14 protein-coding genes and 1 pseudogene are annotated in these 20,037 nt (G+C 40.2%); all 15 read left to right on the top strand.

What is annotated here, in order from left to right:
- Window positions 1-144: 144 nt before the first annotated feature.
- Window positions 145-1,188, top strand: coding sequence for a virulence RhuM family protein (locus tag BQ5364_RS13335; RefSeq protein ID WP_044986512.1), 1,044 nt, complete (start codon window positions 145-147; stop codon window positions 1,186-1,188).
- A gap of 346 nt (window positions 1,189-1,534) precedes the next feature.
- A pseudogene (locus BQ5364_RS13325) lies at window positions 1,535-1,978 on the top strand (DUF1016 N-terminal domain-containing protein); the annotation flags it as partial.
- A gap of 56 nt (window positions 1,979-2,034) precedes the next feature.
- Complete coding sequence (gene uvrB / locus BQ5364_RS13320; RefSeq protein ID WP_004611182.1) at window positions 2,035-4,023, top strand: excinuclease ABC subunit UvrB; 1,989 nt, start codon at window positions 2,035-2,037, stop codon at window positions 4,021-4,023.
- A gap of 9 nt (window positions 4,024-4,032) precedes the next feature.
- A complete protein-coding gene (uvrA, locus tag BQ5364_RS13315) occupies window positions 4,033-6,870 on the top strand; it encodes an excinuclease ABC subunit UvrA (RefSeq protein ID WP_071144449.1) in 2,838 nt (945 codons plus the stop codon).
- A 104-nt stretch (window positions 6,871-6,974) separates the two neighbouring features.
- Window positions 6,975-7,964 carry a rod shape-determining protein gene (gene mreB, locus BQ5364_RS13310; protein WP_004611180.1) on the top strand — a complete coding sequence of 330 codons (990 nt, stop codon included), beginning with the start codon at window positions 6,975-6,977 and terminating at the stop codon, window positions 7,962-7,964.
- Window positions 7,965-8,058: 94 nt separating this feature from the next.
- On the top strand, window positions 8,059-10,269 hold the full coding sequence (recD2, locus tag BQ5364_RS13305) for an SF1B family DNA helicase RecD2 (RefSeq protein ID WP_022251096.1): 2,211 nt from the start codon (window positions 8,059-8,061) through the stop codon (window positions 10,267-10,269).
- 37 nt (window positions 10,270-10,306) lie between these two features.
- Window positions 10,307-11,011, top strand: a complete 705-nt coding sequence (locus tag BQ5364_RS13300) for a ComF family protein (protein WP_004611178.1) — start codon at window positions 10,307-10,309, stop codon at window positions 11,009-11,011.
- 57 nt (window positions 11,012-11,068) lie between these two features.
- Window positions 11,069-11,464, top strand: a complete 396-nt coding sequence (locus BQ5364_RS13295; RefSeq protein ID WP_004611177.1) for a hypothetical protein — start codon at window positions 11,069-11,071, stop codon at window positions 11,462-11,464.
- The gene (locus tag BQ5364_RS13290) at window positions 11,465-12,523 is read left to right on the top strand and encodes a hypothetical protein (RefSeq protein ID WP_004611176.1); all 1,059 of its coding nucleotides are present in this window, start codon (window positions 11,465-11,467) and stop codon (window positions 12,521-12,523) included.
- Window positions 12,524-12,556: 33 nt separating this feature from the next.
- Window positions 12,557-13,438 (top strand): diadenylate cyclase CdaA, encoded by an 882-nt coding sequence (gene cdaA / locus BQ5364_RS13285; protein ID WP_004611175.1) that lies wholly within the window; start codon window positions 12,557-12,559, stop codon window positions 13,436-13,438.
- Window positions 13,416-14,663: a CdaR family protein gene (locus tag BQ5364_RS13280; RefSeq protein WP_071144448.1), complete on the top strand. Its 1,248-nt coding sequence runs from the start codon at window positions 13,416-13,418 to the stop codon at window positions 14,661-14,663. Before cdaA ends, BQ5364_RS13280 begins: the two co-directional genes overlap by 23 nt.
- A 19-nt stretch (window positions 14,664-14,682) precedes the next feature.
- A complete protein-coding gene (locus BQ5364_RS13275; RefSeq protein ID WP_022251092.1) occupies window positions 14,683-14,946 on the top strand; it encodes an HPr family phosphocarrier protein in 264 nt (87 codons plus the stop codon).
- 17 nt (window positions 14,947-14,963) lie between these two features.
- Complete coding sequence (locus BQ5364_RS13270) at window positions 14,964-15,881, top strand: nucleotidyltransferase family protein (RefSeq protein ID WP_004611172.1); 918 nt, start codon at window positions 14,964-14,966, stop codon at window positions 15,879-15,881.
- A 231-nt stretch (window positions 15,882-16,112) separates the two neighbouring features.
- Window positions 16,113-16,637, top strand: a complete 525-nt coding sequence (locus tag BQ5364_RS13265; protein WP_022251091.1) for a GerMN domain-containing protein — start codon at window positions 16,113-16,115, stop codon at window positions 16,635-16,637.
- A gap of 23 nt (window positions 16,638-16,660) precedes the next feature.
- Complete coding sequence (locus BQ5364_RS13260) at window positions 16,661-20,017, top strand: N-acetylmuramoyl-L-alanine amidase (protein ID WP_071144447.1); 3,357 nt, start codon at window positions 16,661-16,663, stop codon at window positions 20,015-20,017.
- The last annotated feature ends 20 nt before the right edge of the window (window positions 20,018-20,037 follow it).

The raw sequence follows: 20,037 nt of genomic DNA, 5'->3' as shown, positions 1-20,037 counted from the left end.
ATAAAATGAAAGAAGAACATTTGTTCTTTGAGAGCAGAATATTATGATGAAACAGAATAGATGATTATTTACGGATGACCAAGAGAGATATTCTCCATACAAAAGGGAAATATATGGTATAGAAATTATGAAAGGTGGGAGAGAATGAAAAAGAAGAAAGAGATATCTATGATACGTTCTTCAGCAGCAGAATATTTAACCTTTATTACAGCAACTGGAGAAAGTGATGTTAATGCTATATATTTTGATGAAAATGTGTGGCTGACTCAAAAAATGATGGGACTCTTGTATAATGTAGAAACACATACTATTAATTATCATTTGAAGAAAATATTTTCAGATGGAGAAATAGATGAGAATGCAGTTATTCGAAAATTTCGAATAACTGCTTCAGATGGAAAAAGTTATAATACGAACCATTATAATTTAAAAGCCATTATTGCAGTGGGTAATAAAGTTGATTCACCTAGAGCAGTTCAATTTCGTAAGTGGGCAAATGATATTATAGAAGAATTCACAATTAAGGGATTTGTGATGGATGATGAGCGATTAAAGAATTTTGGAACTGTATTAACAAAAGATTATTTTGAAGAACAACTGGAAAGAATTCGTGAGATTCGGTTGTCTGAGCGGAAATTTTATCAGAAAATTACAGATATTTATGCGACAAGTATAGATTATGACTCTAAAGCACAAACAACAAGACTATTTTTTGCAAAAGTGCAAAATCAATTGCATTGGGCAATTCATGGAGAAACAGCGGCAGAAGTGATTTATCATAGAGCAGACAGTGAAAAGCAAAACATGGGATTGCAAACATGGAAAGATGCACCTAGCGGGAAAATACAAAGATTCGATGTGACAGTCGCAAAAAATTATTTGACTGAGCAGGAACTTTCGGCAATGGCAAGGATTGTTAATGCTTATTTAGATTTGGCAGAAATGCGGGCTGAAGAACAAGTTCCGATGACAATGGAAGATTGGGCAGAACAATTTGAAGGTTTATTGAGACTGTCCAAGAAGGAAATTTTAACACATGCAGGGAGTATTTCTGCTAAGATAGCAGAAACACATGCGCTAAATGAATTTGAAAAATACCGTGTGAAGCAGGATCAATTGTATCAGAGTGATTTTGATCGTGTTTTGCTGGAAACAGCAAAGGTGGTGGATGCAAAAGATGAACAATAAAATATATTATCATTATTGCTCTGTGGATACATTTTATAACATTTTACAAACAGATATCATTAGATTTGGTAATCCACTAAAGATGAATGACTCGGCTGAAAGTATTTGGTTTCCAGCAATGGTAAAAGACTTTTTAAAAGTTGGATTAATGATGTTAAAATAAATTATGAACTATTGGATTTATATTGGGAACTTGGGAAAAATATTGTCAGCAAGCAGAAAAATGCTAAATAGGGAAAATCCTTTCTGAATGTGATGAGTAAAGATTTGCGGAAAGCTTTTCCGGGAATGTCAGGGGTTTCAACACAAAATTTGAGGAGCATTCGGTTTTGGTAGAAAAAATGCAAAAAAATTATCAGTTGCAGTAAATATGACGATGGTATACCTCTGTTATGAAGCAGGGAGAATGATTGTGGAAGAAGAACAAAGTGGAAAAGAACGTGCAGCATATGGGAAGTACATTTTGAAAGAATTGTCTCAGAGACTGACACAGAAATTTGGAAGAGGATATTCATACGATAATTTAAAACTTATGCGTAAATTTTATCTGGTTTATTCCAAGGACTCAATTGGGGAAACGCCGTTTCCCCAATCTGAAAAACTTCCAGTTACACAGGAAGGGAGAAAATTTTATCTAAGCTGGTCTCATTATCTTATTCTTATGCGAATAAACAATATTGAAGAACGCCATTTTTATGAGATAGGAGCATATAGAAATGGGTGGAGTAAAGATGAATTAGCTCGACAGTATGGAAGTTCGCTCTATGAACGTTTGGCATTGAGCAGAAATATTGGACGATAAAAACTTGGAATAAATGAGGGTTGATTTGAACAGAGGAGAAACATATGGAACATTTTGAATTGGTATCAGAATACACCCCAACCGGCGACCAGCCTCAAGCCATTGACCAGCTTGTAAAGGGTTTTAAAGAAGGCAACCAATGCCAGACCCTTCTTGGTGCAACCGGTTCGGGAAAGACATTTACGATGGCGAATGTCATTGCACAATTGAATAGACCAACATTAGTAATTGCACATAACAAGACCTTGGCAGCACAGTTATATGGCGAATTTAAGGAATTTTTTCCTAATAATTCTGTAGAACTATTTATGAGTTATTATGACTATTACCAACCGGAAGCATATGTTCCGTCATCTGACACTTATATTGCGAAGGATTCATCCATCAATGATGAGATTGATAAGCTGCGCCATTCGGCAACGGCAGCACTTTCTGAGCGACGGGATGTGATTATTGTGGCGAGTGTATCCTGCATTTATGGATTAGGTTCGCCAATTGATTATCAGGAGATGGTAATTTCACTACGCCCTGGGATGATAAAAGATCGGGATGAGGTTGTTGCGAAGTTGATTGAGATACAGTATGATCGCAATGATATGGATTTTAAACGCGGGACATTTCGGGTAAGAGGAGATGTGCTGGAGATCTTTCCGGCAGTTTCGGAAGATTATGCAATTCGTGTGGAATTTTTCGGGGATGAAGTGGAGAGAATAACAGAGATTGATGTTTTGACGGGCGAGATTAAAAATGCGTTGAAGCATGTAGCGATTTTCCCAGCATCGCATTATGTTGTGTCAAAGGAAGCGCTGGATCGAGCAACAAAGGCGATTGAGGAAGAATTGGAAGAAAGAGTCCGATATTTTAAAGGAGAAGACAAGCTTTTGGAAGCGCAGCGTATTGCAGAGCGGACGAATTTCGATATTGAGATGATGCGAGAGACGGGATTTTGTTCGGGAATAGAGAATTATTCAAGGCATTTGACAGGACTGGCGCCGGGGCAGCCGCCGCACACATTGATTGACTATTTTCCGGATGATTTTTTGATTATGATTGATGAATCGCACAAGACCATTCCTCAGATTGGTGGAATGTACATGGGTGACCAGTCTAGAAAGTCCACTCTTGTAGATTATGGATTCCGTTTGCCGTCAGCAAAGGACAACAGACCGCTTAATTTTGAAGAATTTGAAAGTAAGGTAAATCAGATGTTGTTTGTATCTGCGACGCCGGGAGAATATGAAGAAAAGAATGAACTTTTGCGTGTGGATCAGATTATCCGACCGACAGGTCTTCTTGATCCGGAGGTTGAAGTGCGTCCGGTGGAAGGACAGATCGACGATCTGGTCGGTGAAGTGAACAAGGAGATTGCAAAGAAAAATAAGATTCTTATTACAACGTTGACAAAACGAATGGCAGAAGATTTGACAGATTATATGCGTGAACTTGGTATACGGGTGAAATATCTTCATTCAGATATTGATACGTTAGAGCGGACAGAAATTATTCGGGATATGCGTCTCGATGTATTTGATGTGCTTGTCGGAATCAATCTGTTGCGTGAGGGGCTTGATATTCCTGAGATTACATTGGTTGCAATTTTAGATGCCGATAAGGAAGGATTCCTGCGTTCGGAGACTTCGCTTATTCAGACGATTGGGCGAGCTGCCCGTAATGCGGATGGTCATGTTATCATGTATGCGGATCATGTGACAGAGTCGATGGAAAAAGCGATTCAAGAGACAGAACGAAGAAGAAAGATACAGATGGCATACAATGAGGAACATGGAATTACACCTCAGACTGTTAAAAAGTCAGTGCGAGATCTGATCAGTATTTCTAAGAAGGTAGCGGCGGAGGAATTGCGTCTTGAAAAAGATCCGGAGTCAATGAGTGAAAAAGAATTGGAAAAACTGATAAAAGATGTTACAAAGCAGATGAAGAAAGCAGCGGCAGAATTGAATTTCGAGGCGGCAGCAGAGTTGCGCGACAAATTGATTGAGCTGAAAAAGCAGTTACAGGATATGGAAGGTTAGGAGTATACGATGGCAAAACAATATATAAAAATACGGGGTGCCAATGAGCACAATTTGAAAAATATAGATTTGGATATTCCGAGAAATGAACTTGTTGTGTTGACGGGCCTAAGTGGATCGGGGAAGTCATCCTTAGCATTTGACACAATCTATGCAGAAGGACAGAGAAGGTATATGGAATCGCTGTCTTCTTATGCGAGACAGTTCCTTGGCCAGATGGAGAAACCGAATGTAGAAAGTATTGAGGGGCTTTCACCGGCGATTTCTATTGATCAGAAATCAACGAATCGAAATCCACGTTCTACAGTTGGAACGGTGACAGAAATTTACGATTATTTTCGTCTGCTCTATGCAAGAATAGGGATCCCACACTGTCCGAAATGTGGGAAGGAGATAAAAAAGCAGACGGTGGACCAGATGGTGGATCAGATTATGGAGCTTCCGGAGGGAACAAAGATCCAGCTTCTTGCGCCGGTTGTGAGAGGACGAAAAGGAAGGCATGAAAAGTTGCTGGAAAAGGCAAAGAAAAGCGGTTATGTACGTGTGCGCATTGATGGAAATTTATATGAATTGTCAGAAGAAATTTCTCTGGACAAAAATATTAAGCATAATATAGAGATTATCGTGGACAGACTTGTTGTAAGAGAAGGCATTCAAAAGAGATTGACGGATTCAATTGAAAGTGTACTGGCATTGGCGGAGGGACTTTTGGTTGTGGACGTGATTGGCGGAGAACCTTTGAATTTTAGCCAAAGTTTTTCGTGCCCGGATTGTGGAATCAGTATCGAAGAGATTGAACCGAGAAGTTTTTCTTTTAATAATCCATTTGGGGCATGTCCGGTTTGCTTTGGACTGGGATACAAGATGGAGTTTGATGTAGATTTGATGATCCCGGATCAATCGTTAAGTATAGATGAAGGCGCTATCGTAGTGATGGGATGGCAGTCTTGTACAGACAAAGGAAGTTACACAAGAGCAATATTAAAAGCTCTTTGTAAAGAATATAATTTCTCGTTGGATACGCCGTTCCAAGATTATCCGCAGGAAGTCAAAGATATTTTGATTCATGGAACCAATGGACGAGAAGTGAAGGTGTATTATAAAGGGCAGCGCGGAGAAGGTATTTATGATGTTGCATTCGAAGGAATTATAAAAAATGTAGAGAGAAGATATCGTGAAACAGGCTCAGAGACGATGAAGGCGGAATATGAGAGTTTTATGCGGATTACGCCTTGTCATGAATGTGGCGGACAGAGATTGAAAAAGAGCGCGTTGGCAGTTGCAGTGGGAGATAAAAATATTGCGGAAGTCACGTCGCTTTCTATTGAAAAACTTCAGCAGTTTTTGGAAGGATTAGAGCTCACAAAGACGCAGGAGTTAATCGGTGGACAGATTTTAAAAGAAATCAAAGCGCGTATTGGATTTTTGATGGATGTAGGATTGGATTATCTGACACTTGCCAGAGCAACAGGAAGTCTTTCGGGAGGAGAGGCTCAGCGTATCCGTCTGGCAACACAGATTGGTTCAGGTCTGGTTGGAGTGGCTTATATTCTGGATGAGCCAAGTATCGGACTTCACCAGCGAGATAATGATAAACTATTGAAGACATTGAAACATCTACGTGATCTGGGAAACAGTTTGATTGTAGTAGAGCATGATGAAGATACGATGCTGGAAGCGGACTATATTGTGGATATTGGTCCGGGAGCGGGCGAACATGGTGGAGAAGTTGTTGCAGCAGGTACTGCAAAAGAGATTATGCGGAATAAGAAGTCTGTTACTGGTGCATACCTGAGTGGACGCATGCAGATTCCGGTACCGGATGTGCGCAAAGAACCGAAAGGCTGGCTGAAAGTAATTGGGGCAGCAGAAAATAATTTAAAGAATATTGATGTTTCATTTCCGGTTGGTGTAATGACGTGCGTGACTGGAGTTTCTGGTTCAGGAAAAAGTTCTTTAGTAAATGAAATTGTTTACAAAAGACTTTCTAAGGATCTTAACAGAGCGAGAACAATTCCAGGGAAACATAAGAGGATAGAAGGAATTGAACAGTTTGACAAAGTCATTGACATTGATCAGTCGCCGATTGGAAGAACTCCTAGATCGAATCCGGCAACGTATACAGGAGTTTTTGATTTAATCCGCGATCTCTTTGCGGCAACTGCGGATGCAAAGGCGAGAGGATACAAAAAAGGAAGATTTAGTTTTAATGTCAAAGGCGGAAGATGTGAGGCTTGTTCAGGAGATGGGATTTTAAAGATTGAAATGCATTTTCTTCCAGATGTATATGTTCCGTGTGAAGTCTGTGATGGAAAGCGATATAACAGAGAGACGTTAGAAGTAAAATACAAAGGAAAGAGCATTTATGATGTGCTGAATATGACTGTGGAGGAGGCGCTTCATTTCTTTGAGAATGTTCCTAGCATTCGAAGAAAGATGGAGACCCTGTATGATGTTGGACTTTCCTACATTCGATTAGGTCAGCCGTCCACTACACTTTCTGGCGGTGAGGCACAGAGAATTAAATTGGCAACCGAATTGAGTAAGAGAAGCACAGGGAGAACAGTTTATATTTTAGATGAACCGACAACAGGGCTTCATTTTGCGGATGTGCACAAATTGACAGAAATTTTACATCGTCTGTCAGCAGATGGAAATACCGTAATTGTGATTGAACATAATTTAGATGTGATCAAGACTGCGGACTATATTATCGACATAGGACCAGAGGGTGGAGACAAAGGGGGAACCGTTGTGGCAACGGGAACTCCTGAGGAGATTGCTGCCAATCCGGCATCGCATACAGGCAAATATATTGATGCAATCCTTAAAAAAAGTTTAAATTAAAAAAAACTCTTTGCATTTATTGGAATTTTTATTATAATAGGTAAGGTATATGTATAATAACGAAAGATGATAGAATAGATAAGTGCAGTGAAAGGAGAAATCAGATGTCAGTTGATATCGGAATTGATTTAGGAACCGCCAGTGTTCTCGTATATGTAAAAGGAAAAGGTGTTGTATTGAAAGAACCTTCCGTAGTCGCTTTTGACAGAGATACCAATGCGATTAAGGCGATTGGAGAAGAAGCGAGACTGATGCTTGGAAGAACACCGGGAAATATTATAGCTGTAAGACCGCTGAGACAGGGAGTTATTTCAGACTATACAGTGACAGAAAAGATGATTAAGTACTTCGTACAGAAAGCGGTAGGAAAGAGAACTTTTAAGAAGCCGCGTATCAGTATTTGTGTGCCGAGCGGTGTTACAGAAGTAGAAAAGAAGGCAGTGGAAGAAGCGACTTTTGCAGCTGGTGCAAGAGAGGTACATTTGATTGAAGAGCCGGTTGCAGCGGCAATTGGAGCAGGAATTGATATTGCAAAGCCATGTGGAAACATGATTGTAGATATCGGTGGAGGAACTGCAGATATTGCGGTTATCTCACTTGGAGGAACAGTAGTAAATACATCAATTAAAATTGCAGGCGATGATTTTGACGAAGCAATTGTAAGATTTATGCGTAAAAAGCATAATCTATTGATCGGAGAGCGTACTGCGGAAGATATCAAGATTAAAATCGGGACAACTTATCCATTGGTGGAAGAAGAGACGATGGAAGTGCGTGGACGTAATCTTGTGACAGGTCTTCCAAAGACTGTGACAGTGACATCTTCAGAGACAGAAGAAGCTTTGAAAGAGACAACAAGTCAGATTGTGGAAGCTGTTATTGCGGTATTGGAAAGAACACCACCGGAATTATCAGCGGATATTTTGGATCGAGGAATTGTTCTGACCGGAGGAGGAGCTCTCCTTCGTGGATTGGAAGAGTTGATCGAGGAAAAGACAGGAATCAACACGATGACTGCCGAAGATCCGATGAAAGTTGTTGCGGTTGGAACCGGTCAGTTTGTAGAATTTATGAGTGGAAGAAAAGAAGCGTAAGTGTGTAGAGTGATTGAGGGCTGTCTCTTGAAGAGACGGCTCTTGTCGTCTGGCGGCAAAATAATTTTGCTCGGAGAATATGGAGGATGAGGTTTTGGAAGTCATAAAGGGATATGTAGAACATATCGTATTCCGAAATGAAGAGAATGGCTATACGGTGTTTCATTTAACAAATAAAGATGGAGAGCTTACATGTGTCGGGACTTTTCCCTATATTAGTGAGGGTGAGATGCTGGAAGTGTCCGGGGAATATACGAATCACAATGTGTATGGCATGCAGCTGCAAGTGATTTCACATGAAGTGAAAGAGCCAGAGGATTTGATATCAATTGAACGATATTTGGGATCTGGTGCGATCAAGGGGCTTGGAGCTGCGCTTGCAGGGAGAATTGTACGCAAATTTAAAGACGATACATTTCGTATTATTGAAGAAGAACCAGAGCGTCTTGCGGAAGTAAAAGGAATCAGTGAACGGAAAGCACGTGAGATTTCAGAGCAGGTGGAAGAGAAGAAGGATATGCGAAAAGCAATGATTTATCTTCAAAAATATGGGATATCGCTTGCTTTGTCAGCCAAAATCTATGAGCATTATGGGCAGAGTGTTTATCGTGTGATGGAGGAGAATCCGTATCAGATTGCAGACCATGTTCAGGGCGTTGGTTTTAAAACAGCAGACGAGATTGCATCGAAAGTAGGAATTCATACAGATTCCGATTTCAGGATACGAAGTGGGATTTTTTATGTGCTGCTGCAGAGTGTGACAGACGGACATGTCTATCTTCCACAGGAAGAGCTGCTCAGGCGAACGATGCAGCTTTTGGAAGTCGAGATCTGTGATATACAGAAGTATCTCATGGACTTAGCGATGGAAAAGAAAGTTGTTCTAAAAGAGAAAGAAGATGGAATCCGGGTGTATCCGGCGCACTACTATTATTTAGAGTTAAATACGGCAAAGATGCTTCACGATTTGAATGTTTCTTACGATATTGCGGAGGATGCGATTGAAAAGAGACTCCGGCAAATTGAGGAAGATGCGGAACTTTCATTGGACGAACTTCAGCGGACGGCAGTGAAAGAAGCTGTGAGGAATGGAGTGCTGGTTCTGACAGGAGGACCTGGAACCGGAAAGACAACAACAATCAATGCGATGATTCATTTTTTTGAGAGCGAAGGTATGGATATTTTTCTGGCGGCACCGACAGGGCGAGCTGCAAAACGTATGACGGAGGCGACCGGGTGCGAGGCGAGGACAATTCACCGGATGCTTGAATTGGCATACGCGCCAGGAAATGACGATAATCGTATGGAATTTGCGAGAAATCAAGAGAATCCGCTGGAGACAGATGTTATCATTATCGATGAGATGTCGATGGTGGATCTGCCGTTAATGCATGTGCTGCTCAATGCGGTTATGGTTGGGACAAGACTGATTCTTGTGGGAGACCAGGATCAGCTTCCTTCTGTAGGGGCGGGAAGTGTTTTGAAAGATTTAATCAAATCAGAATGTTTTCCTGTTATTACATTGACAAAGATTTTCCGTCAGGCAGAACAAAGTGACATTGTGGTGAATGCTCATAAGATCAATCGGGGTGAAGAGGTCATTTTAGATAATAAGAGCAGAGACTTTTTCTTTTTAAAAAGACAGGATGCCAACACGATCATCAGTGTTGTGATTGCGCTGATTCAAAAGAAATTACCGAAATATGTGGGGGCAGATCCGTTTGATATACAGGTTTTAACTCCGATGCGGAAAGGGCTTTTGGGTGTGGAACGGCTGAATACGATTTTGCAGCAGTATCTGAATCCGCCCGATAAAAGTAAAGAAGAAAAAGAATATGGAGATAAGCTTTTTCGTGTTGGTGACAAAGTAATGCAGATAAAAAATAATTATCAGCTGGAATGGGAGATTGCAACGAAATACGGTCTTGTCGTAGATAAAGGAATCGGCGTATTCAATGGAGATATCGGAAGAATTACATCAATTAATTCTTATACGGAGACGGTAGAAGTCGAATATGAGGAAAAAAAGAAAGTAAATTATCCATTTCAGTTATTAGACGAGTTGGAGTTGGCATATGCTATCACCATACATAAATCGCAGGGAAGTGAGTACCCTGCGGTTGTGATTCCGCTTCTGCAGGGACCACGGCAGCTTTATCACCGAAATTTGATCTATACGGCGGTGACGAGAGCTAAAAAATGTGTAACACTTGTTGGAAGCGATGTGACATTTCAAGAGATGATTCGAAATGCAAATGAGCAGAACAGATATACAAGTCTGGCGGAATGCATACAGGATTTTTAGACGATAACCAGGAGATGTGTCAAGAGTCCGTAAAATAATGAACATTTGGAAAAAGATTTTGGGGATAATTTATCCGAAAACATGCTGCTTTTGTGGAAAAGTCAGCGACAAGGAATTGTGCAAGGATTGTGCAGAAAAGGTAGTTTATATAACGGAGCCGAGATGCAAAAAGTGCGGTAAACCGGTTCGCTATGCTGAACAAGAATATTGTTATGACTGTCAGAAAAATGTGCATGCATATGATCAAGGAAGAAGTATCTGGATACACAAGATGCCGGTCAGTATGTCGATATATCAGTTCAAATATAAAAACAGACGTATTTACGGAGAGTTTTATGCGAAAGAGATGATTCGAATCTATGGCAGACTGATACGGGAGTGGGAGATAGAGGTGATTGTTCCGATTCCGCTGCATCGTAAGAAAAAGAGATTTCGTGGGTATAATCAGGCGGAGATTGTAGCAAAGCATCTTGGAGAGATGATGGGAATTCCGGTTGACAGCAGATCTGTAATACGCAGCAGATACACGAGACCGCAAAAAGAACTGAACGATAAGGAAAGAAAACAAAATTTAAAGCACGCATTTTCAGTTACAGGTCAATGGAAGAACTACAAAACGGTGTTGGTCATTGACGATATTTATACGACAGGAAGCACAATTGATACAGTGGCAGAGGAATTGAAAAGCAGAGGTGTTCAAAAAGTGTGTTTTTTGACTATAAGTATTGGACAAGGATACTGAATAATGCTATACTGAAACTAATGTCTTGAGGGGAAAACAAGTTTAGAGGTGACGTTTATGTTGAATGAAGAACGAGTAAAACTTATGGTGCAGCTTGCTTCCTACGAACAAAAAGAAGGAAAAGAAGATTTTAAGGTGAGTTCTTACTATAAGAAAGATTATGTGAGCTTTCATAGGCTGGCGACAATGATCTGGACGACAATCGGATATGCGATGGTTGCCGGACTGATTGGAATTGCATATATGGATCAGGTTTTAGAAGAACTGACGTTGGTAAAAGCAATTATTTTAGTAGCAGTGATTTTGATAATCTATGTGATTGTGTTAGTCGCATATTGGATAGCGAGCGGGCGGTTTTATCAGAAAAAGCATAGTGAAGCCAGAACTCGCGTGAAAAAATATAGCCATAATCTGTTAGTGTTAAACAAGCTTTACGAGAAGGAGAATATGTAGATGGATCGTTTGATTGAGGTAAGAGAGACTATACTGAGACTATATGCGAGATATTCTAAAATTGTGGATAAAGGAGTTCAGTTTATTTTAGCGTTGGCAACTTTTATGTTTATCAGCAGTAACATTGGGTTTATGAAGATTTCAGCGAATCCGATGGTCACACTTGGTCTTGCAGTGATTTGTACATTTTTGCCGATTACAGCGACAGTGGTAGTGGCTGTGGCACTTACAGTTGTACAGTTTTATGCGTTGTCCGTGGGTGTGGCTGCGGTGGCAGCAGTGATTTTTTTAATCATGTTTATTTTGTATTTCCGATTTACGCCGGATAAGGCGATTGTTCTATTATTGATGCCGATTGCCTTCACACTGAAGATACCGATGCTGATACCGATTGTATACGGATTGACAGGAGGACCTTTATGTGCAGTTCCGATTGCATTTGGAACGATTGCGTGTTATATGGTTACATATGTAAAAGCGTATGAGACAACGATAAAAGGAGCAGGGGATTCAGAGATGTTTGCCCAACTCACCGCTTTTGCGCAACAGTTATTTAACAATAAGGAGATGTGGACTGCGATTATTGCATTTGTGATCTGCTTACTTGTAGTATATAGTGTGAGAAAATTATCAGTTGATAATGCGTGGAAGATTGCGATTGTTTCAGGCGCACTTGTATATGTGATCGTAGTGGTGATCGGAAGAGTCACGATGCATGTAGATGTTCCGTATGTGGCGGTTATTATTGGGACAATTGTTTCGATATTATTGGCGCTTGTGTTAGAGTTTTTTGCATTTGCGGTTGACTATTCAAGAACAGAGAATCTTCAATTTGAAGATGATGAGTATTTTTATTATGTAAAAGCAGTCCCGAAAGTGACGGTGACTGCACCTGAGAAAACGGTAAAACGAATTAATGAACGTCAGGAGACGTCGCGGATGGATGAGTTGAAGCAGGAAAAAATCCTGAAGAACCAGACCGACGAGATGCTTCTTACGAAAGCGTTGCAAGAAGAACTTGAGATTCAAGAATTACTAGAAGAAGAATTAAAACATTAGTAAAAAAGATGTGAAAGAGATGGAGGTGAGAAAATGGGACAGAAATTACAGAATTTCTTTGAAATATATTTTAAAGAGTTGTATTTCCCGAAAATACAGGTGACAGATGTTGTTGAGATTATTATTATTGCATTTTTGGTTTATCAGTTGATGGTGTGGATCAAACATACGAAAGCATGGATGCTTTTGCGGGGAATTATTGTTCTGCTTGTCTTTATTTTACTCGCGGCTATCTTCAAGATGCACACAATTCTGTGGATTGCAACGAATTCCATCAGCGTCCTGGCAACAGCAGCAGTTGTCGTGTTTCAGCCGGAACTGCGAAGAGCGTTGGAGCGTCTCGGGCAAAAAGATTTTTGGATTGCAGTAGTTCCGTTTGAACGAAGCAAAGAATCAGGAAGGTTTGATGATAAGACGATCGATGCACTTGTGACGGCATGTTATGAGATGGGAAAGGTAAAGACCGGAGCATTGATTGTGGTAGAGCAAGAGATTATGCTTACAGAGTATCAGAATACAGGTATTGAGTTGGACTGTCTGGTATCCAGTCAGGTGCTGATTAATATCTTCGAACATAATACACCGCTTCATGACGGAGCAGTTATTGTGAGAGGTAATCGAATTGTCTCGGCAACATGTTATCTGCCGTTGTCTGATAATATGGGACTTAGCAAAGAGCTTGGAACGAGACATAGAGCAGCGGTAGGAATGAGTGAAGTGAGCGATGCGCTTGTGATTACAGTTTCAGAGGAGACTGGATATGTATCTATAGCAATGGGAGGACACCTTACACGGAATGTGAAGCCGGAATTCTTAAGAGAGAAGCTTGTCCATGTACAGAATAAATCTTTGGAAGAAAAACGGTTTATGATATGGAAAGGAAGGCGAAAGAATGAAAAACAAACTGACAAATAATTTTGTCCTAAAGTTCATAGCACTCCTTTTTTCAGCGTTTTTGTGGCTTATTGTGATGAATATTTCGAGACCGATTGTCACAAAGACGTTTTATCCGGAGATCACAGTCGCAAACCCGGAGGTGGTAACAGAGCATGGGCAGACCTTTAAAATTGCGGATGATGTAAAGCAGATTGCAGTTACAGTGAAGGCAGAACGTTCGATTATGGAAAAAATCAAGACGGAGGATATTAAGGCGGTTGCAGATTTAAAAGAAGAGCAATCAGGTTCTGTTCCGGTAAGAATTACCATAGAAGGTTTTGAAGGAGATTACAAGGAGGCATTACCTAATCCGAGAAATATTCAGATTGTGAAAGAAAATATCGAAAATAAGACATTTCCGGTTACGGCGATTGCGACAGGAGATTTGCAAAGTGGTTATGTGATAGGTGAGCTGGAAGCAGAACCACAGTCCATTGATATCAGTGGTCCAAAGTCATCACTTGGAAGAATCAGTAAAGTGGTTGCGAGAGTAGATGTGTCGGGGTTGTCGGAAGATACAACCTTAAAGGCGGATGAACTGATCTATTATGATTCAGCGGACAATGTTATAGATAAAAGCTTGCTATCCAGCGATGTGGACAGCAGTGGTGTGAATATTAAAGTGCATTTGCTGGAGACAAAGGAAGTGGAGTTGAAGTTTGACCAATCAGAGATTGGAACTGAAAGCGGGTATGCAGTGTCAGGACTTCAGATCGAACCTCAGCGTATTACGATTATGGGAAATCGCGAAGACGTGGAAAAGATAGATGACATAGAGGTTGCAAGCAGTGCGCTCAAACAGGAAAATCTTACAGAGACGACAAAGGTTGTGGTGAATATTACAGATTATCTTCCGGACGGAATTAGTTTGGCAGACAGTTCGGCGGGAAGCGTAGTGGTAAATATTCTGGTTGAAAAAGAAGGAATCAAAAATATTGCAATTCCGGTACGGTCGATAGCGGTAAACAATTTGCCGGAAGGCATGGAACTTTCATATGGTCCGGAGCAAAATGTAGAATTGCAGTTTGAAGGACTTGATGAAGCATTAGAAAATATGTCTGCAGAGAAGATTGCGGCATCTATTGATTTGAAAAGTTACAGTGAAGAAGGAACCTATGATGTTCCGGTTACAATAGCGAGTCTTCCGGAAGGATGCAGTTTTGTCGGAGGCGCCACGATACAGGTTATTTTGACAAAAAAATAAAATGAGGGGAGCTAAGAGAATGGTACGAAGAAAATTGACAATCAATAATCCAACAGGTCTTCATTTGAGACCTGCCGGGCTGTTTTGCAAGACTGCAATGCAGTTCCAAAGTAAAATTACATTTCTTTCCAAGAATACAACTGCCAATGCCAAGAGCGTGTTGAGCGTATTGGGTGCTTGTATAAAAAAAGGTGATGTGATTGAGTTAATTTGTGAAGGTGAAGATGAAGAAAAAGCTATGCAAGAGATGGCGAGAATCGTAGAAGAAGGGCTTGGCGAATAGCGAACAGGAGGAAGAAGATGGCAAAAGCAACGTTAGTAATTATGGCAGCAGGTATTGGAAGTCGTTTTGGCGGAGGAATTAAACAGTTGGAACCAGTAGGACCAAATGGCGAGATCATTATGGATTATTCTATCTATGACGCTATGGAAGCTGGGTTTGATAAGGTTGTATTTGTTATCCGCAAGGATTTAGAAAAAGATTTTAAAGAAGTGATTGGAAACAGGATTGAAAAAGTTGTAGAGGTCGCTTATGCATATCAAGAGATTTCGGATATTCCGGAAGAATTTAAAGGAAAATATGCTGACAGAGCAAAACCTTGGGGAACCGGTCAGGCAATTCTTTGCTGTAAAGATGTTGTGAGTGAACCGTTTTTAGTAATTAATGCAGATGATTATTACGGAAAAGAAGCTTATGTGGAGGCGTATAATCATCTGATTCAGGAGCAGGAAAGAAATGATAAACTTCAGGTGAGTATGGTTGGATTTGTCCTGGGAAATACTTTGAGTGAAAATGGCGGAGTGACAAGAGGAATCTGTAAAGTGGATGAAAATCATATGCTGACAGATATTGTTGAGACTTCCAATATTGAAAAGACGGAAAAAGGAGCTGCTGTTCGCACGGAAGATGGAATGGTAGAAGTTGATGTACATTCTCCTGTTTCTATGAATATGTGGGGATTACATCCCGAGTTTTTTGAAGTACTTGAGAAGGGATTTCGAGAATTTTTATCAAAGGTTGAAGAAAATAGCTTAAAAGCAGAATACCTTTTACCTACAATTGTTGGAGATTTATTGGCGGATGGAAGCGCAGATGTAAAAGTATTGCGTTCACACGACAAGTGGTTTGGGGTGACTTACAAAGAGGATAAAGCGGCGGTGGTCGCTTCTGTGCGTGCGCTTGTAGATGGCGGTGTGTATCCGGAAAAGTTGTTTTAGAAAATTCATTTCGGGGAGTCCCCGAGTCTGATTGTCGGCAAGTTTAGCAGTTCTGGCTAAGCTTGCCGATGAATGAAAATAAGTCGATGCCGTTTCGGGCAAATATTCAAAAAAGAGAAACAGAGGAATTCTATAGATAGAAGAAAAAAGACAATATTATGCTTTTTTGTTGAAAAATGTAGGAAGATATAGTAAATTGGAACTGAATATAATTAATTAGGAGGTGAAAAAGTGAAAAGAAAAATAGTAGTGGTACTATTTGCTGTGATGTTGGCTTTTTCTGGTTGTAGCAAAGGGGAGACAAGTCAGCCGGAAAAGGAACCAGAGAAAAATGAGAGCGTAAAAGATGATGCAGAAGAGGAATTAGAGAATGGCACAGATAAAATAGAGCAGAAATTAGGAGTCTATTATATAGACGAAACAACAGGAGAAATTACTAGAGATGAGGTGACTGTGGCAGGAGAGTTACAGGAAGTAATTGTTGCCAAATTAAAAGAAGCATCTGTATTATCTGAAACTTGTGAGGTTCAAAGTGTTTCTGTGAATGATTCCGAAGAGAAGATTGATTTAGATGTTAATACAGCATTTGGTGATTATCTAAGAGGAATGGGGACGACCGGTTCGGAACAGGTACTAGAATGTGTTGTTAGGACATACTCAGAGGCGTATGATTGTGATGGAGTTAAAATTACAGAAAACGGAAATCCGCTTGATACAGGACATGCCGTTTTGGAAGGATATATCAGCTATGATTAGGTGAGAGTGAAGAGGAAAAAAAGATGAAAAGCATAAGAAAAAGGTTTGTGGCAATTATTCTGCTTGCAGTGATGGTGTTTTCTGATTTTCAGATGAGCACATCATTGGCAATGGACAATAGTTCGGCGGTAGAAGAAACAGAAGTAGCTGAAACAGACGCGGCCAATACAGTAAAAGCAGAAAACAGATTGAATTATATTTTAGTAGAAAGTCCCTATTTGGAATCACCGAACACACAAAACGTTGTTGTGTCTTGGGGAGATGGAACAGAACAGATAAGCAATATGCGGATTACTGTGCAAAAAGAAGATGGTTCAACAGAAGAATGGACATGCAGTAATCAGTCTGGATATCTGTATGTGTTCTCGAAAGAATATGTGGATGAAAGTGAGCAGAGTACATATAAGGTAACAGACATCAGATTTGAGGAAAATCAGCAAGAACAATGTTTTTTATTAACTGACTTAAATGTAGAAGCAGAATTTGGAGTGAACAAAGCATACGATGGGATTGAAGAATTGCAGCCGTTGGATCCGGAAGATGCAGTGGAGACATCGATAGTAACGATTGACGAAAATGGAGAAACTGAGGCACAGGATAATATTGCATCAGCGTTAACTGCCGTTTCAGAAGAGATGGGAGCAGTGGCGGGAATAAGAAGCGCAGAAAAAGCGGGTGAGATTGTCGTGGCGCTGGATCCTGGACATGATAACAGACATGGCGGGACAAGTGGGTCAGGTCTGACAGAACAAGAATTGACTTTAAAAATAGCGAAGTATGCAAAGGCAGAATTAGAGACATATAATGGTGTGAAAGTTTATATGACAAGAACAACTGCAGCGTGTCCTTATCCGAAAACGGGAACTTCGGGAGCTTGTATTGAGAAAAGAGTACAGGCAGCAGCAGAGGCAGGAGCAAAAATATATGTAAGTCTTCATTTGAATTCAGGAGCTGCCAGCGCAAATGGTGCAGAAATTATTATCCCGAATAGTAGTTGGAAACCACAATTGTCAACGCAGGGAAAAGAACTTGCAGAGAAAATATTAAATGAACTGACAGCAGTTGGTTTAAACAAACGTCCGACACCGATTTACAGCAAAGATACTACTGTCAATGAGAAATATCCAGATGGTTCTATTTCAGATTATTATTCAGTTCAAATCTGTGCGAAAGAAGCTGGAATACCGGGAATTATTGTGGAACATGCTTTCTTGAGCAATGCAAATGATGTGAACAAGTTCTTGAAAACTGAGGCAGGATTAAAGAAGCTCGGTGTTGCAGATGCAACTGGAATCGCAAAGTACTTGGGACTGAGTAAAGGACAGTGGGTTCAGGTTGGAGATAAGTGGAAATATCTAACGAATGGGAAGTACGTAGTAAACCAGTGGATGAATATTTCAGGAGAAACATACTATTTCGATGGAAATGGATATCGGGTAACAGGATGGCAGACAATAGCCGGAAAGAAATATTACTTTATGTCAGATGGTCATATGCACACCGGCTGGTTATCGTTTGGGAGTCGATATTATTATATGATGCCGGATGGCCATATGCACACCGGTTGGCTATCGTTTGGAAGTACCTACTATTATTTGAATAGTGAGGGGATAAGAGTAACGGGCTGGCAGACGATAGATGGACAAAGATATTATTTTATGCCAGATGGGACGAGGTACAGCAATGGTTGGTTATCGTTTGGAAGCACCTATTATTATATGATGCCGGATGGCCATATGCACACTGGTTGGCTGTCGTTTGGAAGTACCTACTATTATTTGAATAGTGAGGGGATAAGAGTAACGGGCTGGCAGACAATAGAAGGAAAAGAATATTATTTTGACCAAAATGGAGTAAGGAAAGATAATATAAAAAAGAGTGGCTGGCAGACAATAAATGGGAAGAAATATTACTTTGATAAAAATGGAGAGTATGTAACAGGCTGGCAGACGATAGCCGGAAAGAAATATTACTTTATGTCAGATGGTCATATGCACACCGGCTGGTTATCATTCGGGAGTCGGTATTATTATATGATGCCGGATGGCTATATGCATACCGGTTGGTTATCATTTGGAAGTACCTATTATTATATGAATGATGAAGGGTTGCGTGTAACAGGCTGGCAGACGATAGCTGGAAAGAAATACTATTTTATGCCGGATGGAACAAGATATAGTAATGGATGGCTATCATTTGGAAGTACTTATTATTATATGATGCCGGATGGTCATATGCATACAGATTGGCTGTCGTTTGGAAGTACCTACTATTATTTAAATAGTGAGGGGATAAGAGTAACAGGCTGGCAGACGATAGCCGGAAAAGAATATTATTTTGACCAAAATGGAGTAAGGAAAGATAATATAAAAAGGAGTGGCTGGCAGACAATAAATGGGAAGAAATATTACTTTGATAAAAATGGAGAGTATGTAACCGGTTGGCAGACGATAGCCGGAAAGAAATATTACTTTATGTCAGATGGTCATATGCACACCGGCTGGTTATCATTCGGGAGTCGATATTATTATATGATGCCGGATGGCTATATGCATACCGGTTGGTTATCATTTGGAAGTACCTATTATTATATGAATGATGAAGGGTTGCGGGTAACAGGATGGCAGACGATAGCCGGAAAGAAATACTATTTTATGCCGGATGGAACGAGATATAGTAACGGTTGGTTATCATTTGGAAGTACTTATTATTATATGATGCCGGATGGTCATATGCACACCGGTTGGCTGTCGTTTGGAAGTACTTACTATTATTTAAATAGTAATGGAGTAAGAGTAACTGGCTGGCAGACGATAGATGGAGAAGAGTACTATTTTGATAAAAATGGAGTCAGACAAGAAGGATATTTGATTGAAGGTACAAGTGCTGTAACTGCAAACAGTCTGGCTATGTACTTTAAAAGAAAAAATGGTGTTTATCCAATTTTTTATAAAAATTCTGATGCACCAACGATAGAAAAGTTTTGCCAAATCTATGTAGAAGAAGCAAAGGCAGAAGGTATCAAAGTAGAAGTCGCATTTATGCAAGCTATGGTTGAAACGGGCTGGTTGAAATTTGGCGGAGCAGTACAGATTTCTCAGTATAATTTCGCTGGTATTGGTGCTTTAGATGGCGGTGCACAAGGAGCAACGTTTAAAACTGTAAGAGAAGGTGTCAGGGCGCAGATACAACATTTAAAAGCCTATGCGAATGAAAAGCCACTCAATAATACACAGGTTGATCCAAGGTTCCATTTGGTAAAACGAGGATCAGCAAAATATGTAGAATGGTTAGGGCAGAAAGAGAACCCAAATGGATATGGTTGGGCAACAGCGGAAGATTATGGGTATAAAATCCTTCGATTGATAAAAGAATTATAGTATATAGGATAAAATGGAGA

Origin of the sequence: Coprococcus phoceensis (genome assembly GCF_900104635.1) — a bacterium.
In the GTDB taxonomy this organism is placed as follows: Bacteria; Bacillota; Clostridia; order Lachnospirales; family Lachnospiraceae; genus Faecalimonas; species Faecalimonas phoceensis.
The sequence above is the reverse complement of the archived record's forward strand: the minus strand, read 5'-3'. Positions and strand labels throughout refer to the sequence as shown.